The 18,032-nt window shown below is 72.9% G+C and carries 24 protein-coding genes and 1 tRNA gene; 7 read left to right on the top strand and 18 right to left on the bottom strand.

Features of this window, described 5'->3' with window-relative positions:
• The first annotated feature begins 44 nt into the window (after nucleotides 1-44).
• Nucleotides 45-533, top strand: a complete 489-nt coding sequence (locus tag ACIPEQ_RS03060) for a peroxiredoxin (RefSeq protein ID WP_402714003.1) — start codon at nucleotides 45-47, stop codon at nucleotides 531-533.
• Nucleotides 506-1,438 (top strand): alpha/beta fold hydrolase, encoded by a 933-nt coding sequence (locus ACIPEQ_RS03055; RefSeq protein WP_402714001.1) that lies wholly within the window; start codon nucleotides 506-508, stop codon nucleotides 1,436-1,438. Before ACIPEQ_RS03060 ends, ACIPEQ_RS03055 begins: the two co-directional genes overlap by 28 nt.
• A gap of 57 nt (nucleotides 1,439-1,495) precedes the next feature.
• On the opposite strand, the gene ACIPEQ_RS03050 is transcribed toward ACIPEQ_RS03055, so the two are convergent.
• The 3 genes from ACIPEQ_RS03050 to ACIPEQ_RS03040 form a co-directional block, all read right to left on the bottom strand.
• Nucleotides 1,496-2,113 (bottom strand): hypothetical protein, encoded by a 618-nt coding sequence (locus tag ACIPEQ_RS03050; RefSeq protein ID WP_402713999.1) that lies wholly within the window; start codon nucleotides 2,111-2,113, stop codon nucleotides 1,496-1,498.
• A complete protein-coding gene (locus tag ACIPEQ_RS03045; RefSeq protein ID WP_402713998.1) occupies nucleotides 2,110-3,105 on the bottom strand; it encodes an aldo/keto reductase in 996 nt (331 codons plus the stop codon). Before ACIPEQ_RS03045 ends, ACIPEQ_RS03050 begins: the two co-directional genes overlap by 4 nt.
• Nucleotides 3,106-3,169: 64 nt before the next feature.
• Complete coding sequence (locus ACIPEQ_RS03040; RefSeq protein WP_402713996.1) at nucleotides 3,170-3,727, bottom strand: hypothetical protein; 558 nt, start codon at nucleotides 3,725-3,727, stop codon at nucleotides 3,170-3,172.
• Between the two features lie 65 nt (nucleotides 3,728-3,792).
• On the opposite strand from ACIPEQ_RS03040, the gene ACIPEQ_RS03035 reads away from it, so the two are divergent.
• Nucleotides 3,793-5,556, top strand: coding sequence for an AMP-binding protein (locus ACIPEQ_RS03035; protein WP_402713995.1), 1,764 nt, complete (start codon nucleotides 3,793-3,795; stop codon nucleotides 5,554-5,556).
• Here the strand turns inward: ACIPEQ_RS03035 and ACIPEQ_RS03030 are convergent.
• The 3 genes from ACIPEQ_RS03030 to ACIPEQ_RS03020 form a co-directional block, all read right to left on the bottom strand.
• The gene (locus ACIPEQ_RS03030; RefSeq protein ID WP_250367604.1) at nucleotides 5,529-5,699 is read right to left on the bottom strand and encodes a hypothetical protein; all 171 of its coding nucleotides are present in this window, start codon (nucleotides 5,697-5,699) and stop codon (nucleotides 5,529-5,531) included. The genes ACIPEQ_RS03035 and ACIPEQ_RS03030 overlap by 28 nt on opposite strands.
• Nucleotides 5,696-5,845, bottom strand: a complete 150-nt coding sequence (locus tag ACIPEQ_RS03025) for a hypothetical protein (RefSeq protein ID WP_153257441.1) — start codon at nucleotides 5,843-5,845, stop codon at nucleotides 5,696-5,698. The genes ACIPEQ_RS03030 and ACIPEQ_RS03025 overlap by 4 nt, the downstream gene beginning before the upstream one ends.
• A gap of 79 nt (nucleotides 5,846-5,924) precedes the next feature.
• Nucleotides 5,925-6,488 (bottom strand): MarR family winged helix-turn-helix transcriptional regulator, encoded by a 564-nt coding sequence (locus ACIPEQ_RS03020; protein ID WP_402713993.1) that lies wholly within the window; start codon nucleotides 6,486-6,488, stop codon nucleotides 5,925-5,927.
• A 507-nt stretch (nucleotides 6,489-6,995) separates the two neighbouring features.
• Here ACIPEQ_RS03020 and ACIPEQ_RS03015 point away from each other — a divergent pair.
• Entirely contained in the window at nucleotides 6,996-8,591 is a 1,596-nt protein-coding gene (locus ACIPEQ_RS03015; protein ID WP_402713991.1) for a long-chain fatty acid--CoA ligase, read from the top strand.
• A 71-nt stretch (nucleotides 8,592-8,662) separates the two neighbouring features.
• On the opposite strand, the gene ACIPEQ_RS03010 is transcribed toward ACIPEQ_RS03015, so the two are convergent.
• Complete coding sequence (locus tag ACIPEQ_RS03010) at nucleotides 8,663-8,959, bottom strand: hypothetical protein (protein WP_402713989.1); 297 nt, start codon at nucleotides 8,957-8,959, stop codon at nucleotides 8,663-8,665.
• Nucleotides 8,960-9,021: 62 nt separating this feature from the next.
• Between ACIPEQ_RS03010 and ACIPEQ_RS03005 the strand changes: the two genes are divergently transcribed.
• Nucleotides 9,022-9,094, top strand: a tRNA-Val gene (locus ACIPEQ_RS03005).
• A gap of 10 nt (nucleotides 9,095-9,104) precedes the next feature.
• On the opposite strand, the gene ACIPEQ_RS03000 is transcribed toward ACIPEQ_RS03005, so the two are convergent.
• From ACIPEQ_RS03000 to ACIPEQ_RS02975, 6 genes are all read right to left on the bottom strand, one after another.
• Nucleotides 9,105-10,073: an AraC family transcriptional regulator gene (locus ACIPEQ_RS03000; protein WP_402713988.1), complete on the bottom strand. Its 969-nt coding sequence runs from the start codon at nucleotides 10,071-10,073 to the stop codon at nucleotides 9,105-9,107.
• Nucleotides 10,074-10,119: 46 nt separating this feature from the next.
• Complete coding sequence (locus ACIPEQ_RS02995) at nucleotides 10,120-10,725, bottom strand: HD domain-containing protein (protein WP_402713986.1); 606 nt, start codon at nucleotides 10,723-10,725, stop codon at nucleotides 10,120-10,122.
• A gap of 129 nt (nucleotides 10,726-10,854) precedes the next feature.
• Nucleotides 10,855-11,373 (bottom strand): hypothetical protein, encoded by a 519-nt coding sequence (locus ACIPEQ_RS02990; RefSeq protein WP_402713984.1) that lies wholly within the window; start codon nucleotides 11,371-11,373, stop codon nucleotides 10,855-10,857.
• Nucleotides 11,374-11,459: 86 nt separating this feature from the next.
• A complete protein-coding gene (locus tag ACIPEQ_RS02985) occupies nucleotides 11,460-11,870 on the bottom strand; it encodes a hypothetical protein (protein WP_402713982.1) in 411 nt (136 codons plus the stop codon).
• A 118-nt stretch (nucleotides 11,871-11,988) separates the two neighbouring features.
• Nucleotides 11,989-12,567 (bottom strand): Asp23/Gls24 family envelope stress response protein, encoded by a 579-nt coding sequence (locus ACIPEQ_RS02980; RefSeq protein WP_402713980.1) that lies wholly within the window; start codon nucleotides 12,565-12,567, stop codon nucleotides 11,989-11,991.
• A complete protein-coding gene (locus tag ACIPEQ_RS02975) occupies nucleotides 12,564-13,121 on the bottom strand; it encodes an RNA polymerase sigma factor (protein ID WP_402713979.1) in 558 nt (185 codons plus the stop codon). Before ACIPEQ_RS02975 ends, ACIPEQ_RS02980 begins: the two co-directional genes overlap by 4 nt.
• A 138-nt stretch (nucleotides 13,122-13,259) precedes the next feature.
• Between ACIPEQ_RS02975 and ACIPEQ_RS02970 the strand changes: the two genes are divergently transcribed.
• Nucleotides 13,260-13,514 (top strand): hypothetical protein, encoded by a 255-nt coding sequence (locus ACIPEQ_RS02970; protein WP_402713977.1) that lies wholly within the window; start codon nucleotides 13,260-13,262, stop codon nucleotides 13,512-13,514.
• A gap of 19 nt (nucleotides 13,515-13,533) precedes the next feature.
• Here ACIPEQ_RS02970 and ACIPEQ_RS02965 read toward each other — a convergent pair whose 3' ends face one another.
• Nucleotides 13,534-13,689 (bottom strand): hypothetical protein, encoded by a 156-nt coding sequence (locus tag ACIPEQ_RS02965; RefSeq protein ID WP_402713975.1) that lies wholly within the window; start codon nucleotides 13,687-13,689, stop codon nucleotides 13,534-13,536.
• Nucleotides 13,690-13,926: 237 nt separating this feature from the next.
• On the opposite strand from ACIPEQ_RS02965, the gene ACIPEQ_RS02960 reads away from it, so the two are divergent.
• The gene (locus tag ACIPEQ_RS02960) at nucleotides 13,927-14,343 is read left to right on the top strand and encodes a VOC family protein (protein ID WP_402713974.1); all 417 of its coding nucleotides are present in this window, start codon (nucleotides 13,927-13,929) and stop codon (nucleotides 14,341-14,343) included.
• A 48-nt stretch (nucleotides 14,344-14,391) separates the two neighbouring features.
• On the opposite strand, the gene ACIPEQ_RS02955 is transcribed toward ACIPEQ_RS02960, so the two are convergent.
• The 4 genes from ACIPEQ_RS02955 to ACIPEQ_RS02940 form a co-directional block, all read right to left on the bottom strand.
• Nucleotides 14,392-15,309 carry a methyltransferase family protein gene (locus tag ACIPEQ_RS02955; protein ID WP_402713972.1) on the bottom strand — a complete coding sequence of 306 codons (918 nt, stop codon included), beginning with the start codon at nucleotides 15,307-15,309 and terminating at the stop codon, nucleotides 14,392-14,394.
• A 256-nt stretch (nucleotides 15,310-15,565) separates the two neighbouring features.
• A complete protein-coding gene (locus ACIPEQ_RS02950; protein ID WP_153257447.1) occupies nucleotides 15,566-15,706 on the bottom strand; it encodes a hypothetical protein in 141 nt (46 codons plus the stop codon).
• 106 nt (nucleotides 15,707-15,812) lie between these two features.
• Complete coding sequence (locus tag ACIPEQ_RS02945; protein WP_402713970.1) at nucleotides 15,813-16,733, bottom strand: SDR family oxidoreductase; 921 nt, start codon at nucleotides 16,731-16,733, stop codon at nucleotides 15,813-15,815.
• Complete coding sequence (locus ACIPEQ_RS02940) at nucleotides 16,730-17,953, bottom strand: zinc-dependent alcohol dehydrogenase (RefSeq protein WP_402713969.1); 1,224 nt, start codon at nucleotides 17,951-17,953, stop codon at nucleotides 16,730-16,732. The genes ACIPEQ_RS02945 and ACIPEQ_RS02940 overlap by 4 nt, the downstream gene beginning before the upstream one ends.
• Between the last annotated feature and the right edge of the window lie 79 nt (nucleotides 17,954-18,032).

Genomic DNA, 18,032 nt, shown 5'->3' with positions numbered 1-18,032 from the left:
GCGACACGGGCACACCCCACGCCCGAGGAAGAAGCAGCGCACCGATGGCCCTGGAGATCGGCTCCCTCGCGCCGGACTTCGAGCTCCCGAACCAGTTCGGTGAGCACGTCCGCCTCAGCGACTTCCGGGGCGTCCGCCCGGTCGCCCTCGTCTTCTTCCCCCTGGCGTTCTCGTCCGGTTGCACCAACGAGCTGTGCACCCTGCAGGACAACATCGCGATGTTCCAGGACCAGCGCGTCGAGCTGGTCGGCATCTCCGTCGACTCGAAGGCCACGCTCCGCTCGTTCGCCGAGACGCACGGCTACGACTTCGAGCTGCTCGCCGACTTCTGGCCGCACGGCGCGGTGTCGAAGGAGTACGGCGTGTTCCTCGACAAGAAGGGCTTCGCCACCCGGGCGACCTTCGTCATCGACGTGCACGGCCGCATCAAGGCCTCGATCATCACCGAGCCCGGACTGCAGCGCGACGTCGCCGAGTACCGCGAGGCACTCGACCGGCTCGCCGCGTGCACCGCGCCGGTCCCGGTCGCCTGACACCCACCGCGCCCGGCTACGCGCCCTGGCCGGTGCGCGACGCGCCCGCCACCTGGGCGCTGGAGCGCACCGTGGTGCACACCGGCCGGGGTCCGGTGGTGGTGCACCACCGTCCGGGAGCCGACCCGGTGCTGCTGCTCCACGGGGTCGCCGGGTCGTGGACGACGTGGACGCCCCTGCTGGCCGCTGCCGGCGGCGTCGGCGACCGGGGTCTCGTGCTCGTCGACCTGCCCGGGTGGGGGTCCTCGCCGGCGCCCTCGGGCCGGTTCACCGTGGACGACGGCGTCCGCGTGCTCGTCGAGGTCCTGGACGCCCTCGCCGTGGGGTCGGTCGACGTCGTCGGGCACTCGATGGGCGCGTTCGTCGGGCTGCACCTCGCGGTGGTGGCCCAGGACCGCGTCCGGTCGCTCGGGCTCGTGTCCGGCACGACGACGGCGACCGTGCGGGCCTCCGCCCACCCCTGGCGCGCGCTCGCGTCCCTGCCTGCGTTCACGCTGCTGCGGGCCGGGCTCCTCGTCACGGGTCGGTCGGCCAGGGGGATACTCCGCGGCGTCGCCCGCGTCGGACTCCTGCCGCTCGTCGCCGCACCCGTGTTCGCGCACGTCCGCCGTCTGGACCCGAGCGTCCTCGACGCCTTCGTCGAGGAGTTCCGGCCCGAGCGCTTCACGGCTGCCGCGCGCGACGCCGCCGGCCACGACGTCGACCGCTGGCGCTCCGTCGGCTGCCCCGTCGCAGCGGTGCTCGGCCGCGGGGACGTCTTCGCCCGGGTGACCGACCTCGCCGACCTCCGTCGCCTGGTGCCGGGGGCACGGACCGCCGTGCTCGACGACTGCGGGCACTTCGCGCACGTCGAGCACCCCGAGGCCGTGGCGGCGTTCCTGGGGCTCACCCCGGCGCCGGCCTGACCCGCCACGGGAGCCACCCGCCCCGGGAGCCGAGCGCCCGGGCACGGGCCGTGGTCGTCAGCGGTACTGCGGCGGCCAGTCGAACGGGGACGGCAGGCGCGGCACCTCGCCGATCGTGGTGACGGCGAGGACGACCTGGCGCCGGTCGGTCAGCGCGATCGACCGCGGGTTGCCGAGGTACCGGTGGCCGTCGACCCACACCGTCAGCTCGCCGCGCAGACCGCCGACGTGCCCGGCACCGAGCGAGACGTCCCACTCGTCGAAGAACTGCCCGAGCGTGAAGGTCTGCCGGGTCGGTGACTCGACGTGCAGGATGCCGGACGTGTCGTGGGTGTGGAGCTCGGCGGCGAACCGCTCACGGGACGAGTGCCCCACGTTGCCCGGCACGGTCACCGGCGTCGGCCCGTCCAGGATCGTCAGGTGGGTGTGCACGTGCTCGGCGAGCGGCTCGCCCCACACGTTCCGCAGGCCCGCCGCCTCGGCGCGCGTCTGCAGGTCCGTCGGTGCCGGCCAGGGAGGTGCGGTGCGCGTCGTCCCCGCGGCCGGTGCCGTGCAGAGGGCGAGCAGGACGACCGCGACCGCCGCCACGAGCGTCACGACGACGCTCCGGGGCGCCGTCCGGCCGCCGCCGGCGCGGCCGAGACGAGCGGGGCCCGTGCCGACCCGGCGGCTCACCACTTGTCGTGCACGGTCGCGCGGAACCACCGGTCGTAGAGCTCGTGCACCGTGGTGTCGAGGCCGTCGAGGTCGAGGGCGCTCCCGTCGAGGAGGTCCGCCGCCCCGGCGTTGGATCGTGCCTGCTCGGGGTTCCGGGCGCCCGGGATCGCAGCGGTCACGCCGTCCTGTGCGACGATCCAGGCGAGTGCCGCCTGCGGGACCGAGACGCCCTCGGGCAGCGCCGCGGCGAACGCCTGTGCCGCCTGCACGCCGTCCGCGAAGTCGACGCCGCTGAAGGTCTCGCCCTGGTCGAAGGCCTCGCCGTGGCGGTTGTAGTTGCGGTGGTCACCCTCGCTGAACGTGGTGTCGGCCGTGTACTTGCCGGAGAGCAGCCCCGAGGCCAGCGGGACGCGCGCGAGGATGCCGACCCCTGCCTCCCGTGCGGCCGGCAGCACGCGGTCCAGCGGCTTGAGCCGGAACGCGTTGAGGATCACCTGCACGCTGGCGACGTGCGGCCGGGCGATCGCGGTGAGCGCCTGGTCCGCGGTCTCCACGGAGACGCCGTAGGCGGCGATCGATCCGTCGGCGACGAGCGCGTCGAGGGCGTCGTGGACGGCGTCGTCCTCGAACACGGGGGTCGGCGGGCAGTGCAGCTGCACGAGGTCGAGGGTGTCCTGGCCGAGGTTGCGGCGCGACCGGTCGACCCACTCGCGGAAGTGCTGCGCGACGTAGTTCGACGGGACCTGCTCGGCACGGCGGCCCATCTTCGTCGTGACCGTCAGGGGGACGTCCGGGTTCGCCCGTCGCCAGGCCCCGATGAGCTGTTCGCTGCGACCGTCGCCGTAGACGTCTGCCGTGTCGAAGAGGGTGACGCCGGACTCGACGGAGGCGTCCATCACGGCGGCGGCGTCCTGCTCGCTGACGGGACCCCAGTCACCGCCGAACTGCCAGGTGCCGAGGCCGACGACGGACACGGAGCGGCCGGTGCGGCCGAGGGTGCGACTCTGCATGCGGACGAGCGTAGTCACGGCGGCCGCGGAGGGTCCGGGAGGATCCCCGAGGCGCAGGACCGGTTCAGGACTCGGTCGGCCAGGACTCCGTCGGGGACGGCTCGGTCGCGACACCGCGGCGGAGCAGTGCCCGTGCGGCACGGGCGCGGGGGACGACCCAGAGGGCGGACCACCCGCCGATCCCGACCCAGAGCGCGACGAGCATCCCGGTCAGGAGCGGGCCGTGCTGGTCGGCCATCGAGAGCGTCATCGCCGTCCAGAGCACGCAGAGGACGATCTTGCCCCAGCCGGCACCCTCGCGGTCGGCCTGTGCCTGCAGCGCCGGGATCCACTCGTCGGCCGTCACCCCGGCGGGCACGCGCTGCTCCGCGACCCAGCGCTGCACGGCCACCGACCGCTCGTAGCCGCCGGCCGCCCGCCAGGAGCGCAGCTGCGTCCAGACGCCGATCGCCGCGCCGAGGAGCCCGGCGGGCACCCCGACCCCGACGAGCAGCGCCGTGGTGGTCGTCAGCCAGGACGACGCGACGAGCACGGCGAGCACCACACCGAAGGCCGCACCCGCGACCGCGTTGCCGAGGAGCCGCAGCCGCCCGGCCTCGTCCACCACACCGACACCGTTCACGCGGACGACGGTACCCGTGCCGTGCGACGGTGCGCTGCGAGCGTCGGGTGGGGCATGATCGTCCGGTGCCCTCCCTCAATCCGACCACGGCCTACCGCGCCGCCCGCGACGAGCTGCTCGCGGTCCTCGACGAGCGTGACGCCGCGCGCGCCGAGGCCGCCCGACGTGCCTTCCGCTGGCCGGACCTGGGTGGGACGTTCAACTGGGCGACGGACTGGTTCGACGTCGTCGCGCGCGGGAACGACCGCGTGGCGCTCTGGATCGTCGACGAGGACGGCGGCTCCCGCACGACCTACGCCGAGATGGCCGCCCGGTCGGACCGGCTGGCCGCGCACCTGGACCGGCTCGGCGTCCGGAAGGGCGACCACGTGCTCCTGATGCTCGGCAACCAGCTCGAGCTGTGGGAGACGATGCTCGCGGTGATGAAGCTCGGCGCGGTGATCCTGCCGACCTCGACCATGCTCGACACCGCCGACCTGCAGGACCGCATCGACCGCGGTCACGTGGCGCACGTGGTGACGAACCACGGCGAGACGCCGAAGTTCGACGACGTCACCGGGGCGCCGTCACGCATCGTCGTCGGGGGAGCTGTGCAGGGCTGGACGTCCTACCCGGACGACCTCGGCGGACCGGCGCCGGCGGACGAGGCACGGCCGGTCGTGACCACGAGCACCGACGACCCCTGCCTGGTGTACTTCACGTCGGGCACCACCTCGCGACCGAAGATGGTCGTGCACACCCAGGCGTCGTACCCGGTCGGCCACCTGAGCACGATGCACTGGCTCGGGCTCCGACCCGGGGACGTGCACCTGGCGATCAGCTCGCCCGGATGGGGCAAGCACGCCTGGAGCTGCTTCTTCGCGCCGTGGATCGCCGAGGCCACCGTGTTCGTGTACGACACCCCGCGCTTCGACCCGGCCGGGCTCCTCGCGCAGCTCGACGAAGCCGGCGTCGACACGTTCTGTGCGCCCCCGACCGCCTGGCGCATGCTCCTGCAGGCCGACCTCGGGCCGAAGCCGCGCGCCCTGCGCGAGGTGGTGTCGGCCGGCGAACCGCTCAACCCCGAGGTGATCGCCCGCGTGCAGGCGGCCTGGGGTCTGACCATCCGCGACGGCTACGGGCAGACCGAGACCACGGCGATCATCGGCAACGTCCCGGACGGTGCCGTGACGCCCGGCGCGATGGGGCGTCCGCTGCCCGGCGTCGCCGTGACGCTGCTCGACGCCCTGACGGGCCGTGCGAGCGACGAGGGCGAGGTCTGCCTCGACCTGACCGAGCGACCGACGAACCTGATGGCGGGCTACCTCGGCGACCCGGAGCGCACCGCCGACGCGATGCGGGACGGCTTCTTCCACACGGGCGACATCGCGAGCCGCGACGCCGACGGCCAGCTGACCTTCATCGGCCGCACCGACGACGTGTTCAAGTCGTCCGACTACAAGGTGTCGCCGTTCGAGGTCGAGAGCGCCCTGCTGCAGCACGCCGCCGTGGCCGAGAGCGCCGTCGTCCCCGCACCGGACGACGCACGGCTCAACGTCGTGAAGGCGTACGTCACGCTCGCCGCCGGGTGGGAACCGACGGCCGAGACCGCCCGCGCCGTGCTCGAGCACGCCCGGGTCGCGCTCCCGGCGTACGCCCGGGTCCGCCGCGTCGAGTTCGGGCAGCTGCCGAAGACGATCTCGGGCAAGATCCGTCGGGTCGAGCTGCGCGAGCGCGAGGAGACCGCGGCCGCGGCAGGGACGCCGGTCGAGGGGGAGTGGCGGGACGAGCAGTTCCCGGAGCTCCGGTCGGTCGGCCGGGCTCAGGCGACGCGGAAGAAGTCGCCGTAGGTCGGTTCGGGCGGGACCTCGCCGTGCGTGCGGTGGTGCACGAGGGCGTCGATCTCGTCCGGGTGCCGCAGCCCGCGACGGTGCCACTCGTGCGGGTGACGCTGGAGTTCGCGGAGCTCGTGCACGGTGCGCATCGTGCTCACGCCCCGAGGGTGACGACGGTGACGGCGGCGGTGGCGACGGTCACGGCGACGATGCCGAGGCTCGTGGCCACGGTGGCGAGGAGCCGTCCGCGAGCGGCCTCCCGGACCTCGGAGAACTGCGAGTGCGTCGCGTCGATGGTGCTCATGGCCGGCCCTTCCCGTGCTGTGGGTGGTCGCCGATCGGCGACTGGGACCAGCTTGCTCCGACTTCTCTAGTTTGTCTAACTACCGAGTTGGATGCGTACGCATATCGGCCATCGCACCCGGTCGGCGGACGCCGTCGGCCTCGTCGGCGGGGGAGTCGGCGCCCATCGCGTCGATCACCTCGGCGAAGAACGCCTGCATCTCGGTCACGGTCTGCGGAGAGAGTCGGTCCGCCGCCGCGATCATGCGTGCGTGCACGTCCGTGAGCTCCGACCGGACCTCGTCGTCGCTGTGCACGGTCGCCACGAGCAGCGCTCCGCGACCGTCCGCCGGGTCCCGGTGTCGCTCCACGTGGCCGCTGGACACCAGTCGCTTCACGACGGCCGTGGTGGACGCCGACGTGATGCCGAGGTGCGCGGTGAGGTCTCCCGGACGCACGGCGCGGCCCTGTTCGGCCGCCCGCAGCAGGAAACGGACCGCCTCCATGTCGGTCGCGTTCATCCCCATCGACCGGCGCTTGCGCTCGCGCATCGCGACCTCGGCGGCCCGGTACCGGCGCATCGTCGTGAGGAGTTCGACACCGGTCCTCTCCGGCCGGTCCGGGTACCAGTACCCGGATGCCCCGTGCGTGCCGTCCTCGGTCATCGCACCCTCCTCACGTCGTCGGGTCGACAGTACCGAGCCGTCGCGGCGGAGTGGGGGACAACGGGGTACGCGAACCGGCCGCGGATGCGGTGGCTGCGGTGACGGCCCGCGACCGGGCGCGGGGTGGACGGGAGGCGCGGTGCGGACCCGGAACGCGCCTCCCGACCGTCGCGGGGCGGACGGGAGGCGCGTCGCACGCCCGCCACGGGCCTCCCGACCGGCACGCACCGGCTCGCGCACGCGTGCGGGCAGCAGAAGCGGCGGCCGATCCGTGACCCGAACACAGACCGGCCGCCCGTGTCGTGGTGCCTGACCCGCACCACGACGACTCGATTGAACACGATCCTGCTGGGAGCGCAAGCCCACAGCCGCTGCGCGCACCGCGTGCAGCCGACGTTCAGGTCCTGCGGACCCGGTGGCGCGCCCGGCGGCGCGCATCCGGTCGTCGAGCGGCCGCTCGCCGTAGGCTCCGTGAGGAGAACTCGTCACGGGAGACGGAAGGCCGGCATGACCAGCACCACCACCATCAGCCACCCCGCACCCGGCGCCGCCGACGGCGCCAGGACGACCCAGGCCACGGCCTCGGTCGCCGCGATCCTCGCCGAGTCCGCGGCGCGGTTCCCGGACGACGTCGCCGTCGTCGTGGGCGACCAGCGGACCACCTACGCCGAGCTGTGGCAGCAGACCCTCGCCTACGCGGGCGGCCTGCGCGCACGCGGCGTGCGCGAGGGCGACCGGGTCGCGATGCTCGTGCCGAACGTCGCCGACTTCCCGCGCGTCTACTACGCCGTCCTCGCACTCGGGGCCGTGGTCGTGCCCGTGCACGCGCTCCTGAAGCGCGGCGAGATCGAGTTCGTGCTCCGCGACAGCGACGCGCGGCTGCTGGTCTGCGCGGCACCGCTGCTCGGCGAGGGCGCGGCCGGAGCGGAGCGCGCCGGCGTCGACGTCCTCAGTGTGCTCGCCGCCGCGGACGCCGAGGGTGCCCCCGACCGACTCGAGACCGTCGCCGGCGCGAGCGAGCCGCTCGACACCTACGTGCCCCGCCACCCGTTCGACACCGCCACGATCCTGTACACGAGCGGGACGACCGGGAAACCGAAGGGTGCCGAGGGGTCGCACTTCGCCCTCCTCGAACAGGTCAACACGTGCCTGCTCACGACCTTCGACATGCGCCGTGGCGACGTCCTGCTCGGTGCCCTGCCGCTCTTCCACACGTTCGGGCAGACCTGCACCATGAACACCGGCTTCCGTGCCGGCGCGACGATCGTCATGCTGCCGAAGTTCGACGGTGACGCGGCCCTCGCGGCGATGGTCGAGCACGACACCGCGATCTTCATGGGTGTCCCGACGATGTACATCGCGCTGCTCGACGCGGCGACGCGCTCCGACGCCCGACCGCACCTGCGGTACGCGATCTCCGGCGGCGCGTCGCTGCCGCTCGCCGTGCTCGAGCGGTTCCAGCAGGTGTTCGACGCGCCGGTGCACGAGGGGTACGGGCTGACCGAGACCTCACCCGTGGCGTCGTTCAACCACGTCGGCGCCACACCGCGTCCGGGCACCATCGGCACACCGATCTGGGGCGTCGACATCGAGATCGCCGACCCCGAGATCACCGACCGCACGGTCCTGCTGCCCCGCGGCGAGATCGGTGAGCTCGTGATCCGCGGGCACAACCTGATGAACGGGTACCTGAACCGCCCGGAGGCCACCGCCGAGGCGATCGTCGACGGGTGGTTCCGCACGGGCGACCTCGGCACGAAGGGCGACGACGGCTACCTGACGATCGTCGACCGGACGAAGGACATGATCATCCGCAACGGCTACAACGTGTACCCGAGGCAGGTGGAGGAGGTCCTCGCCGCCCACCCGGACGTCACGATGGCCGCCGTGTTCGGGATCCCGCACGAGGTGCACGGGCAGGAGGTCGCCGCGGCCGTCGTGCTCCGCCAGGGCGCCGAGGTCACCCCAGAGGAGCTGACCCGCTTCGTGGCCGACGAGATCGCCGTGTACAAGTACCCGCGGGTCGTGCACGTGGTGGACGCGCTGCCGCTGGGGCCGAGCGGGAAGGTGCTGAAGCGGGAGCTCGTCGAGCGGTTCGGCTGAGCGCTCCCGGCGGTGACGTCATGGGCGTCCGCCACCGCACGTCGGCGTGAGCGGGCGGTCGCCAGCGTTCGTCAGCGGCCGCTCGGTCCGGACGCGGTCCGGCGAGCGCGACGACCGTCCGCCGCGGCCACGACGAGGAACACCACTCCGATCACCGCGGCGACCAGTGCGAACAGCAGGACGAACACGCCGAGGACGAAGGCGTCCAGGCTGTCGTGCTGCACGCCGAACAGCCAGACCACGGCGAAGAACGCCGCGAGGACCGCGGCGAGGAGCAGGACTGTGCCGGCTCGGGAGAGGCCCCGGAGGCCCGTCGTCCCGGCTGCGGCGAGGGCGGGGTCGGTGCGGGAGCTGGTGATGTCGTCCACCGGGCCATCGTGACAGAGCCGTGCACCGAGGGCTCCCACCGAGCGTCTAGGATCGTCCGCAGGGGCCTTTAGCTCAGCTGGTAGAGCGCCACGTTTACACCGTGGATGTCGTCGGTTCGATCCCGGCAGGGCCCACTCCGCCGGTTCAGCGCCGTGCGCGCAGGGTCTCGCTCGGCAGCTCGCCGAACCGCTTCGCGTACGCGGACGAGAACCGCCCGGCGTGCGCGAACCCCCACTGCCGTGCCACCCCGGCCACGGTCGTCTCGCCCACCGAGTGGTACCGGAGCTCCGTCCGCACCCGGTCGAAGCGGATCCCGCGGAGCATCGCGTTCGGCGACATCCCGACCTGTCGCTGGAAGCCCTGCTGCAGGCCACGAACGCTCAGCCCGACGTGCTCGGCGACGTCGGTGGTGGTGATGGGGTCGTCGGCGTTGGCGTGCATGTACTCGATCGCCTGCTGCACCCGCCCCCGGGCTCCGACGGGCACCGGAGCGGCCGGCGCGAGCGTCCTGTGCGGGAAGGTCCGGAGCATCGCGACGGCCGTTCGGCGCGTGGCCTCGGCCATCGCGAGCGGGGTCAGCGGGGTGCTGCCGAGCACGACCTGCGCGGTCTCGCGCAGCTCGGCGTTCCACGCGCGGACGTCCTGGGGCCGCGGGAGCGCCGCGTGGTCGAACACGAGGGGCGCCGGCTCGGTCCCGTGCAGTTCGGCGGCGGTCCGCTCGAGCGAGCGGCGGTCGAACTGCACCACGTTCTGCCGGACGTCGGCGAGGTCGAACACGTACGGGCGCTCGCTGGGGAACACCACGGGCCGCCCGGGCGCGAGCCCTACCTCGTCGCGGTCGATGTCCAGGAACCCGCCGCCGTCGCTGACCCACGTGACGAAGTAGTGGCTCGTCGCGTCGACCTCGCCGGCCATCCGACCGTCGAAGCGCTTCGAGTCCAAGGACAGGGTGTCGTCACCGACGGACCGGAACCGGTAGCCGAAGTCCCGCTCGGTCCGTTCGGGCAGGAACCCGGACGCGCCGTACGCCGACTCGAATATCGCTCGGGCCGCATCGAGGTCGTCACCCGAGGCCTCGACGACCTGACGGACGTCGGTCGCAACGGTGCTCATGACCCGATGCTGTCACGTCCAGCTGCGCACTGCGCGCGCGTCGACGTCAGGAGAGCGTCTCGAGCGGGTTCCGCGCGAGCTTCGCGACGACACCGCCGTCGACCAGGCGGCGCGCCGCGGTGTCGGGCTTCCGTGATGCCTGGTCGACGACGCACGCGCCGAACTCCGCGGCGAGCGAGCCGCGGGGGTGCTGTGCGAGGACCTCGCGCAAGTACGACTCCGGGAGCAGCTCGTACCCGGTTCCGGAGACGTCGAGTCCGGTCGCCCGTTCGAGCAGGTGTCCCTCCAGGTCGAGGCCGACGTCGACGCTCGCCCAGTTGTGCCGCACGATCACGTCGAGCACGCGCTGCTGCCGCTCGACCGTCCACCCCGCACCGGTCGTCAGGGCGACGGCGACGTGTCCGCCAGCGTGCTCGTACGACACCGTGTGGGCGTCGAACTCGGTCACGGTGCCGATGTCGTGCAGGACGGCCGCGACCCAGAGCAGCTCGTGGTCGACGCCGTCCAGCCGGTCGAGTGCCGCGAACCCCACCGCCCAGTACCAGGACCGGACGGCGTGTGCCGTCATCGCCGTCGACTGGTAGCGCTCGGCGAGCGAGACGGCCGCGTGGGCGGCAGTCGTGTCGGGGACCGGGAAGTCGTCGATGTGCACACCGGATCATGGCACATCCGCCGCACACAGCCGATGCCGGGGACGTGGCGGACGGGAGGCGCGGTACGGGCCCGACACGCGCCTCCTGTCCGGTGCCTCGTGCGTCGCCCGACGGGGGCGGTGCCGCGGTCAGCCGGCGGCGACCGCCAGCCAGAAGTCGGGACCGGGCTTCCCGACGAGCCGCTGGTCGGCGAAGGACCCGTCCGTGAAGGTGATCCGCGCGACCGGGACGCCGCCCTGCGCGGTCTTCCCGGTGTCGACGAACGAGGCGACCTCGGCGCGGGGGACGCTGACGACGTGCTCGGCGGGCAGCTGGTTGCCGGTGAGTCCGAGGTCCCAGAAGGACAGCGCCTGCTCGCTGACCACGAGCGTGTACGGCCCGGCCTCGGTGGGCAGCGACCGCGCACGCGAGCCCTCGTCGCCGCCGACGTGCTGCGAGCGGGAGACCGCGGTCTCCACGGCCGAGGTCACGAGGTTCATCAACCGACCGTCGAGACCGACACCACCGCCTCCGCGCTGGTAGCCGCTCGGGACGGCCTGGGTGTGCGCGAGGACTCGGTCGCCGCCCGGCAGCAGCCGTCCGACCTCGGCGGCGACGTCGATCGCCGGTCCGGTGAAGAGCGCCTTGTACTTGTCCATCAGGCCCATGGGTCCCTGCTCCCGTGCTCGTGCGGCACGCCGGTCGTGCCGTGTCCGGTCGACCCTAGGGGCGGGAGAGTTCTGGGTGGAAGCGCTTACATAATCGTCGTCGGCCGGTCGACCGAGCCCTCGGTGCCGTCGACCGGGGCTGTCGACGCAGCGTCCGTCGGGTCCTCGATCAGCCGGACGATCACGCTGATCAGGTCCGCGGTCGCGGTCCCGTCGGCGTCGAGCAGCTCGCGGACGCGTTCGCCGACCGCGCGGAGCGTGTCCGCGGCGGCACGGCCCCCGTCGACGCTGATGCCGGCGACGACGTGCACGCGGCCACCGTGCCGGTCCATGTCGACCAGCACGTCGGGGTCGTGCAGGCGGAGCGGGACGGGGGTCACGGCGTCGAGCACGGTCTCGGCCACGGCAGCGACGGGGCGGGGCGGGAAGACCCCGGTGACCCCCGGGACGTGCCGGATGCCGTCGGTAAGCGTGCGGGAGATCGCCTCGTCGTCCATGGGTCGCGCTCCTCGCTCCTGGTGGGTCGTCATCGTCGGCGTCGGGCAGGTGGTGGTCGGTGCAGGTGGTGCTCGGTGCAGGTCGTCTTCGTACGGGTCGTCCTCGTGCAGGCCGTCGTCAGGGCAGGTAGACGTCGTCGAAGTGGACGTCGACGGCTTCGACGCGCAGCTCGGTGTGGCGCTCGACGGCCTCGGCGACGGTCCGGCGGAGCCGCTCGGCGGTGTCGAGGGCCGACCCGCCGTAGACGAGCCCTGCCGTGACGTCGATGCTGACCGCGGCCCCGGGCTGCTCCACGTCGCCGCGCAGCACGCACCGGCCCATCACGACACCGCCCATGGTGTCGCCGGCTCGACGGACGAGACCGCGGACGGCCGCCTCGGTCACCGCCAGGCGGAGCCGGGGGTCGGGATGGGCGACCGGGACGTCGCGCCCGGGACGGACCTCGGCACGGATCGCCTCCAGCAGCCGGTCGACCCAGGCGGTCTCCCGCTCGGGCTCGGCGTCGGCACGCTGCTCGAGGGCGCCGAGGGACAACTCGCGGAGCCGCTGCATGTTGGTCATCGCGAGGCGGCAGGCGGCCGAGCCCTCGATGGACGGGTCGACCGGGCTCCGGCCACGGTCGAGGTAGTCCGCGAGCTCCTCGACCGTGTGCCCGTCGAGGTCGTCCTCGGGCAGGGGGAGGTCGTTCGTCGTCATCGCCATCCCTCCATCTCCGCGGAGAGGAACCGTCGTGCCCGTGCGAGCAGGCCCCGTACGGTCGAGGTCGGGAGCTCGAGTTCCTCGGCGATCTGCTGGTAGCTGTAGCCGGCGGTCTCGCGGAGCAGCCAGCACCGACGCTGGTCGACCGGCATCCGGTCCAGCGCCGCCCACATCGCGTCGAGCTGCATCCGGGTCTCGACGGTACGCTCCGGCGCATGAGCCGGGTCGGCCGCCTCGTCGTGGTCCGCCAGGTCGTCGTGGTGTCGCCGCCGGCGGACCCGGTCGAGGGCCCGACGCGTGACGATCTGCATCATCCAGGGTCGGAAGCGCGCGGCGTCCTCGAGGTCGGTGAGCTTCCGCCACCCGGTCAGGAAGGCCTCCTGCACCACGTCGTCGGACTCGACGTTCGAACCGAGGACCTGCTCCGCGTAGACGCGCATCAGCGGTCCGTGCCGCCGAGCGAGCACCTCGAACGCCAGGACGTCCCCGTCGGCTGCGCGGGCGACGAGCGTCGCGTCGGACGCGTGCTGCAGCGAGGTGCCGTCGCTCATCCCCGCCTTCCGTCCGACCCGGGCCGGTCGGTGGACCGGTCCCCTCCGAGCATGCACCGCCCGCAGACGGCGCGCCCGAGCGTCGTCCGGTCGGTCACTTCGTGACACATCGGCTCCTGGTGTCGTCCCACTGGTGAGATGCGCGACGACACCACAGCGACACCCCTGCCCACGACCGACCCGGCGACGCCACCGGAGGTGCTCGACGACCCGGCGCCGCGGTCTCCGGTCGTCGGCCCGGGCCGCTCCGTGCGCGCCCTCTGCATGAGCGTGTTCGACCGGTGGCGGTGCGGCCTGGAGGACGGCCACGGGGGACTGCACACCGCGCTCGAGGCGGGGGCCACCACGTCGTGGAACGACGCCGTCGCCGGGCGCATGCTCCGGGATCTCTGAGCAGGGCAGCGCACGACCGTCACTCGGTGCTGAAGAAGTCGCGGTAGGTGGGATCGGCCGGGACGTTCTCGAGCAGCCGCGTGTGCACGAGCGAGGCGATCTCGTCCGGGTGGCGCAGCCCACGCCGGTGCCACTCGCGGGGTTCCTCGTGCAGGTCGGAGAGTCTCGGTCGCACCCGTCGCTCCTCTCACGTCGTCCGCGCTCGGTGGCCCGAGCGCGGTGTGTCGCCCGACGGGCGACCCCGCCCACACTGCACGGCTGTCGGGAGGCCCGGCGGATCCGCTCGTCTTCCGGACGCGATCCGACCGGTCGTCCGGTTCACGCGCGATCAGGACCTTCCGCCGGGTACCGGTGGTCTGCGATCATCGTGCCGACGCGGCCGTCGGAGTCCGCGCGACCCGAAGGAGACAGCGTGTCCGTCCACCTCAACCCCTACATCGGCTTCCGTGACCAGGCCCGCGAGGCGCTCGGCTTCTGGCACGGGGTCCTCGGCGGCGAACTGAAGACGATGACCTTCGCCGAGGGCGGCATGGCGCAGGACCCGGCGGACGCCGAGAAGATCATGCACGGTCAGATCGAGACCCCCGGGGGACTGCTGCTCATGGCGTCCGACTCACCGGCGAGCATGCCAGCGCCGACCGAGAGCAACGTCTCCGTGTCGCTCAGCGGCGACGACGAGGACCTGCTCACCGGCTGGTGGGAGGGCTTGGCCGAGGGGGCGACGGTGATCGAACCGCTGACGAAGGCTCCGTGGGGTGACACCTTCGGCATGCTGACGGACCGGTTCGGGGTCACCTGGCTGGTGAACATCAGCGGCGCAGGATCCTGATCCCGACTCGCCGACGGGCTCGTCCGAGCGACAACGCGTCGCGCGCGGTCAGGTCCGGGGCACGGGTCGGAGGCGCGGGACCCAGCACCGGACGGCCGCGGCGTAGCGGCGGAACTCGTCACCGAAGCGTTGCTCCAGGTCGGACTCCTCGAGCGGGCGCACGACGCAGTTCCACACCACTGAACCGGCGACCGCGTAGACGAGCACGGTCCACGACGTGGTGACGAGTCCCACCGCCGCACCCTGGGTCAGCCCCGCCAGGGCCATCGGGTTCCGGACCACTCGGTAGGGCCCGGCCACCACCAGCCGGTTCGGCATCGCCGAGGGCAACGGGGTGCCGGCGCCACGGATGGACATCGACACCGCCGAGGCCAGGCCGAGCAGGCTGGCCAGGACGAACACGACGACACCGACGACCGCGACGTCGTGCACGACCGCGTCGGGCAGCGTCGGTCGGAGGCGCCAGCGGGTCTCGGCGGCGGCGATCAGCAGCGGGAAGACGCCGAGGAAGAGGCCCCAGAAGACGACGATCTGCACCGCCGTCCCGAGGACGTGCCGGACCGGCCCAGCGTTCGGGTCGGCGGTGCGGAAGCGCAGCGGTCCCGAGGTGACGAGCTCGGTCCGCACCCGTCCGAGCAGCACGTGGGAGAGCGCCGGGACGGAGCCGACGGCCGCCGCGGTCATCGCGACGACACCCCAGCCGGCTTCGCGGGTGGCCGTCGCCCATGCGACCGTGCCGAGCAGCACGAGCACGGTCCACCCCGTGGCGACGACGGCTGCCCAGCGGATGCCGGCTGCGGCCGCCGCCGAGGCGAGGACGAAGAGCGGGACGTCGAGCACGGCGACGAGCACGGGGTCGAGCGAGCCGAGCGTCGCCGTGCGGACGAACGGCACGGTCGGGACGAGCACCCACCAGGCGGCGCCGGCGACCGCCTGCAGCGCGAACCACCACCGACCCCACGACACAGCTGCAACCTAGCAGCGCTGCGGCGCCGCGAGACGCCGGCGTCAGCGCAGGACGCCCTCGTCCCGTCGAGACGCCGCCGGATCCGGCGGCGTCTCGACGCTCCGGCGGTGTCTCGCGCTGACGGCGGTGTCTCGCCCTGATGGCGTCGTCTCGCTGCTCCGGCGAGACCGACGACGGACGGGAGGCGCGGTGCCAGCCGGCACCGCGCCTCCCGTCCGTCGTCGCGCAGCGAACGCGATCAGCGCTGGCCGGTGATCAGCGCTGGCCGTTGATCTGGCCGAGCCAGCGGCCGAACGTCTGCTCCTGCTGGTCGTCGTGCAGGGCGCGCAGGGTGCTGGTGGGCATGCAGCGACGCTCGGTGTCGACGCTGTTCCCCTTGTGGAGGTCGAGGGTCATGGTGTGCTCCTTCGCATGGTGTGTGGATGGTTCGACACCGTCGGCTGCACGGGCATTCCCACTCGGGGGAGCGGAGTGTCCGGTCGACGCGCCGGGGTCGTCGGGGTCAGGGCGTGACCATGCCCCCGTTGACGTTGAGGGTCTCGCCGGCGACGAAGCTCGATTCCTGCGACGCGAGGAACACGTACGCGGGGGCGAGCTCGGCGGGCTGTGCAGCGCGACCCATGGGGGACTCGCTGCTGCCGAACTCGGGCAGCGACTCCGGGTCGACGCCGCCGCTCGGCTGCAGGACCGTCCAGGTCGGGCCGGGTGCGACGATGTTGACCCGGATCCCGCGCTCGACGAGGAGCTGCGACAACCCCTTCGAGAAGTTGTTGATCGCGCCCTTCGACGCCGCGTAGTCGAGCCGGTCCGGTGCGGGCTGGTAGGCCTCCATCGACGCGGTCGTCGTGATCGTCGACCCCGGCTGCAGGTGCGGGAGGGCCGCCTTGACCAGCCGGAAGAGCCCGAAGACGTTGACGTCGAACGTCGCCTCGAACTGCTCGTCGGTGATGTCGAGCAGGTCCGGCTGCCAGCGCTGCTTGCCGGCGACGCTGACGAGCGCGTCGATGCCGCCGAGCTCGGCGACGGCGCGCTCGACGAGCTGTCCCGCGTACGCCCTGTCGCGCAGGTCACCGGGGACCGCGACGGCCTTCCGGCCGGCGGCCTCGATCTGCTCGATGACGTGGTCGGCGTCGGACTGCTCCTCGGGCAGGTACGCCAGGACGACGTCGGCACCCTCGCGGGCGAAGGCGATCGCGACGGCGGCCCCGATGCCGGAGTCGGCGCCGGTGATCACGGCCTTGCGGCCCTCGAGTCGCCCGGTACCCCGGTAGCTCGACTCGCCGAGGTCGGGGATCGGGTCCATCTGCGACTGCAGGCCCGGCTCCTCCTGCGTCTGCGGCTCGGGGGAGACGTCGGGGTAGCGGCTGCGCGGGTCGCCGAACGCGTACTGGTCGGCGGATGTTGCCCGGTCGGGTGCGCTCATCGGGTGGCCTCCAGTTCGACCTTGACCCAGCCGGGCTCGCGCCGGTCGAAGGCCTCGTACGCGGCGATCGCGTCGCCGATGGGCTCGTGCTCGGTGATCAGTGCGGTCGGGTCGAACTGACCCGACGCCACGAGGTCGATGAGCGGCGGGGTGACCGAGTGGTGGTCGCAGTTGCCCATCCGGATCGTCAGGTTCTTGTTCATCGCCTCGCCGATCGGGTACGACTGCGCGGTCGGGCCGTAGACGCCGATGATGCCGATGCGGCCGTACTTCGCGACGGACGCCACCGCCCACTGGGCGACCTGGGACGGGCCGTCGCCGGGCTTCCACTGCTGCTGCTCGCCGAAGCCGTCCGGCGAGGCGTCCGGCGCGACCTGCTGCACCTCGGCGTCGAACTGCTGGGCCTGCTCGTCGGACACCGCGGCGGGGCCCTGCTTCGGGCGCTCGGCGTCGACCCCGACGGCGTCGATCACGGCGTCCGCACCGATGCCGTTGGTCAGGTCCATGATCGCCTGCACCGGGTCCTCGCGGTTGTAGTCGACGACCTCGCAGTGCTGCGCGAGCGCCGCGGCGAGCCGGGTCTCCTCGCCGTCGACGACGATCACGCGGGCCGCGCCGAGCTTGTAGGCGGAGGCAGCGGCGAACTGGCCGACGATGCCGGCACCGAAGACGACCACGACGTCGCCGCGGGTCACGCCGGCGAGCTCGGCACCGAACCAGCCCGTCGGGAAGATGTCGGAGAGCAGGATCGCCTGCTCGTCGCTCACGTTCTCGGGCAGTGGGTGCATGGTGTTGCGGGCGAACGGCACGCGCACGTACTCGGCCTGCAGGCCGTTCACCGGCCCGGTCGACTGCGGGCCGCCGAAGAAGCTCGTGCCGGCCTGCGGGCCGTTCGGGTTGGCGACGTCACATTGCGCGGTCTTGCCCATCCGGCAGTACCGGCACGCGCCGCACGAGATCGTCGAGTTGATGACCACGCGGTCCCCGGCGCTGAACCCGCGGACGGCGTCCCCGACCTCGGTGACGACACCGACGGCCTCGTGCCCGAGGATCGTGCCCTCCTCCATCGGTGCCATGGTGCCGCGGACGAAGTGCAGGTCCGTTCCGCAGATCGCACTGCGGGTGATCCGGACGATCGCGTCCTCCGGGTGCTGGATGGTGGGCTCCGGGACCTCGTCGAGACGGATGTCCCCGATGCCGTGCCAGACCACTGCGCGCATGTCGCTCTCGCTTCCTGTCGTGGGGTGTTCGGGGGACACACAACCCGCACCGGCCTGGACGGAAGTGGAGCGGCGTCCG

Origin of the sequence: Curtobacterium sp. NPDC087080 (assembly GCF_044745105.1) — a bacterium.
In the GTDB taxonomy this organism is placed as follows: domain Bacteria; phylum Actinomycetota; class Actinomycetes; order Actinomycetales; family Microbacteriaceae; genus Curtobacterium.
This window is presented reverse-complemented; position numbering and strand designations above follow the sequence as displayed.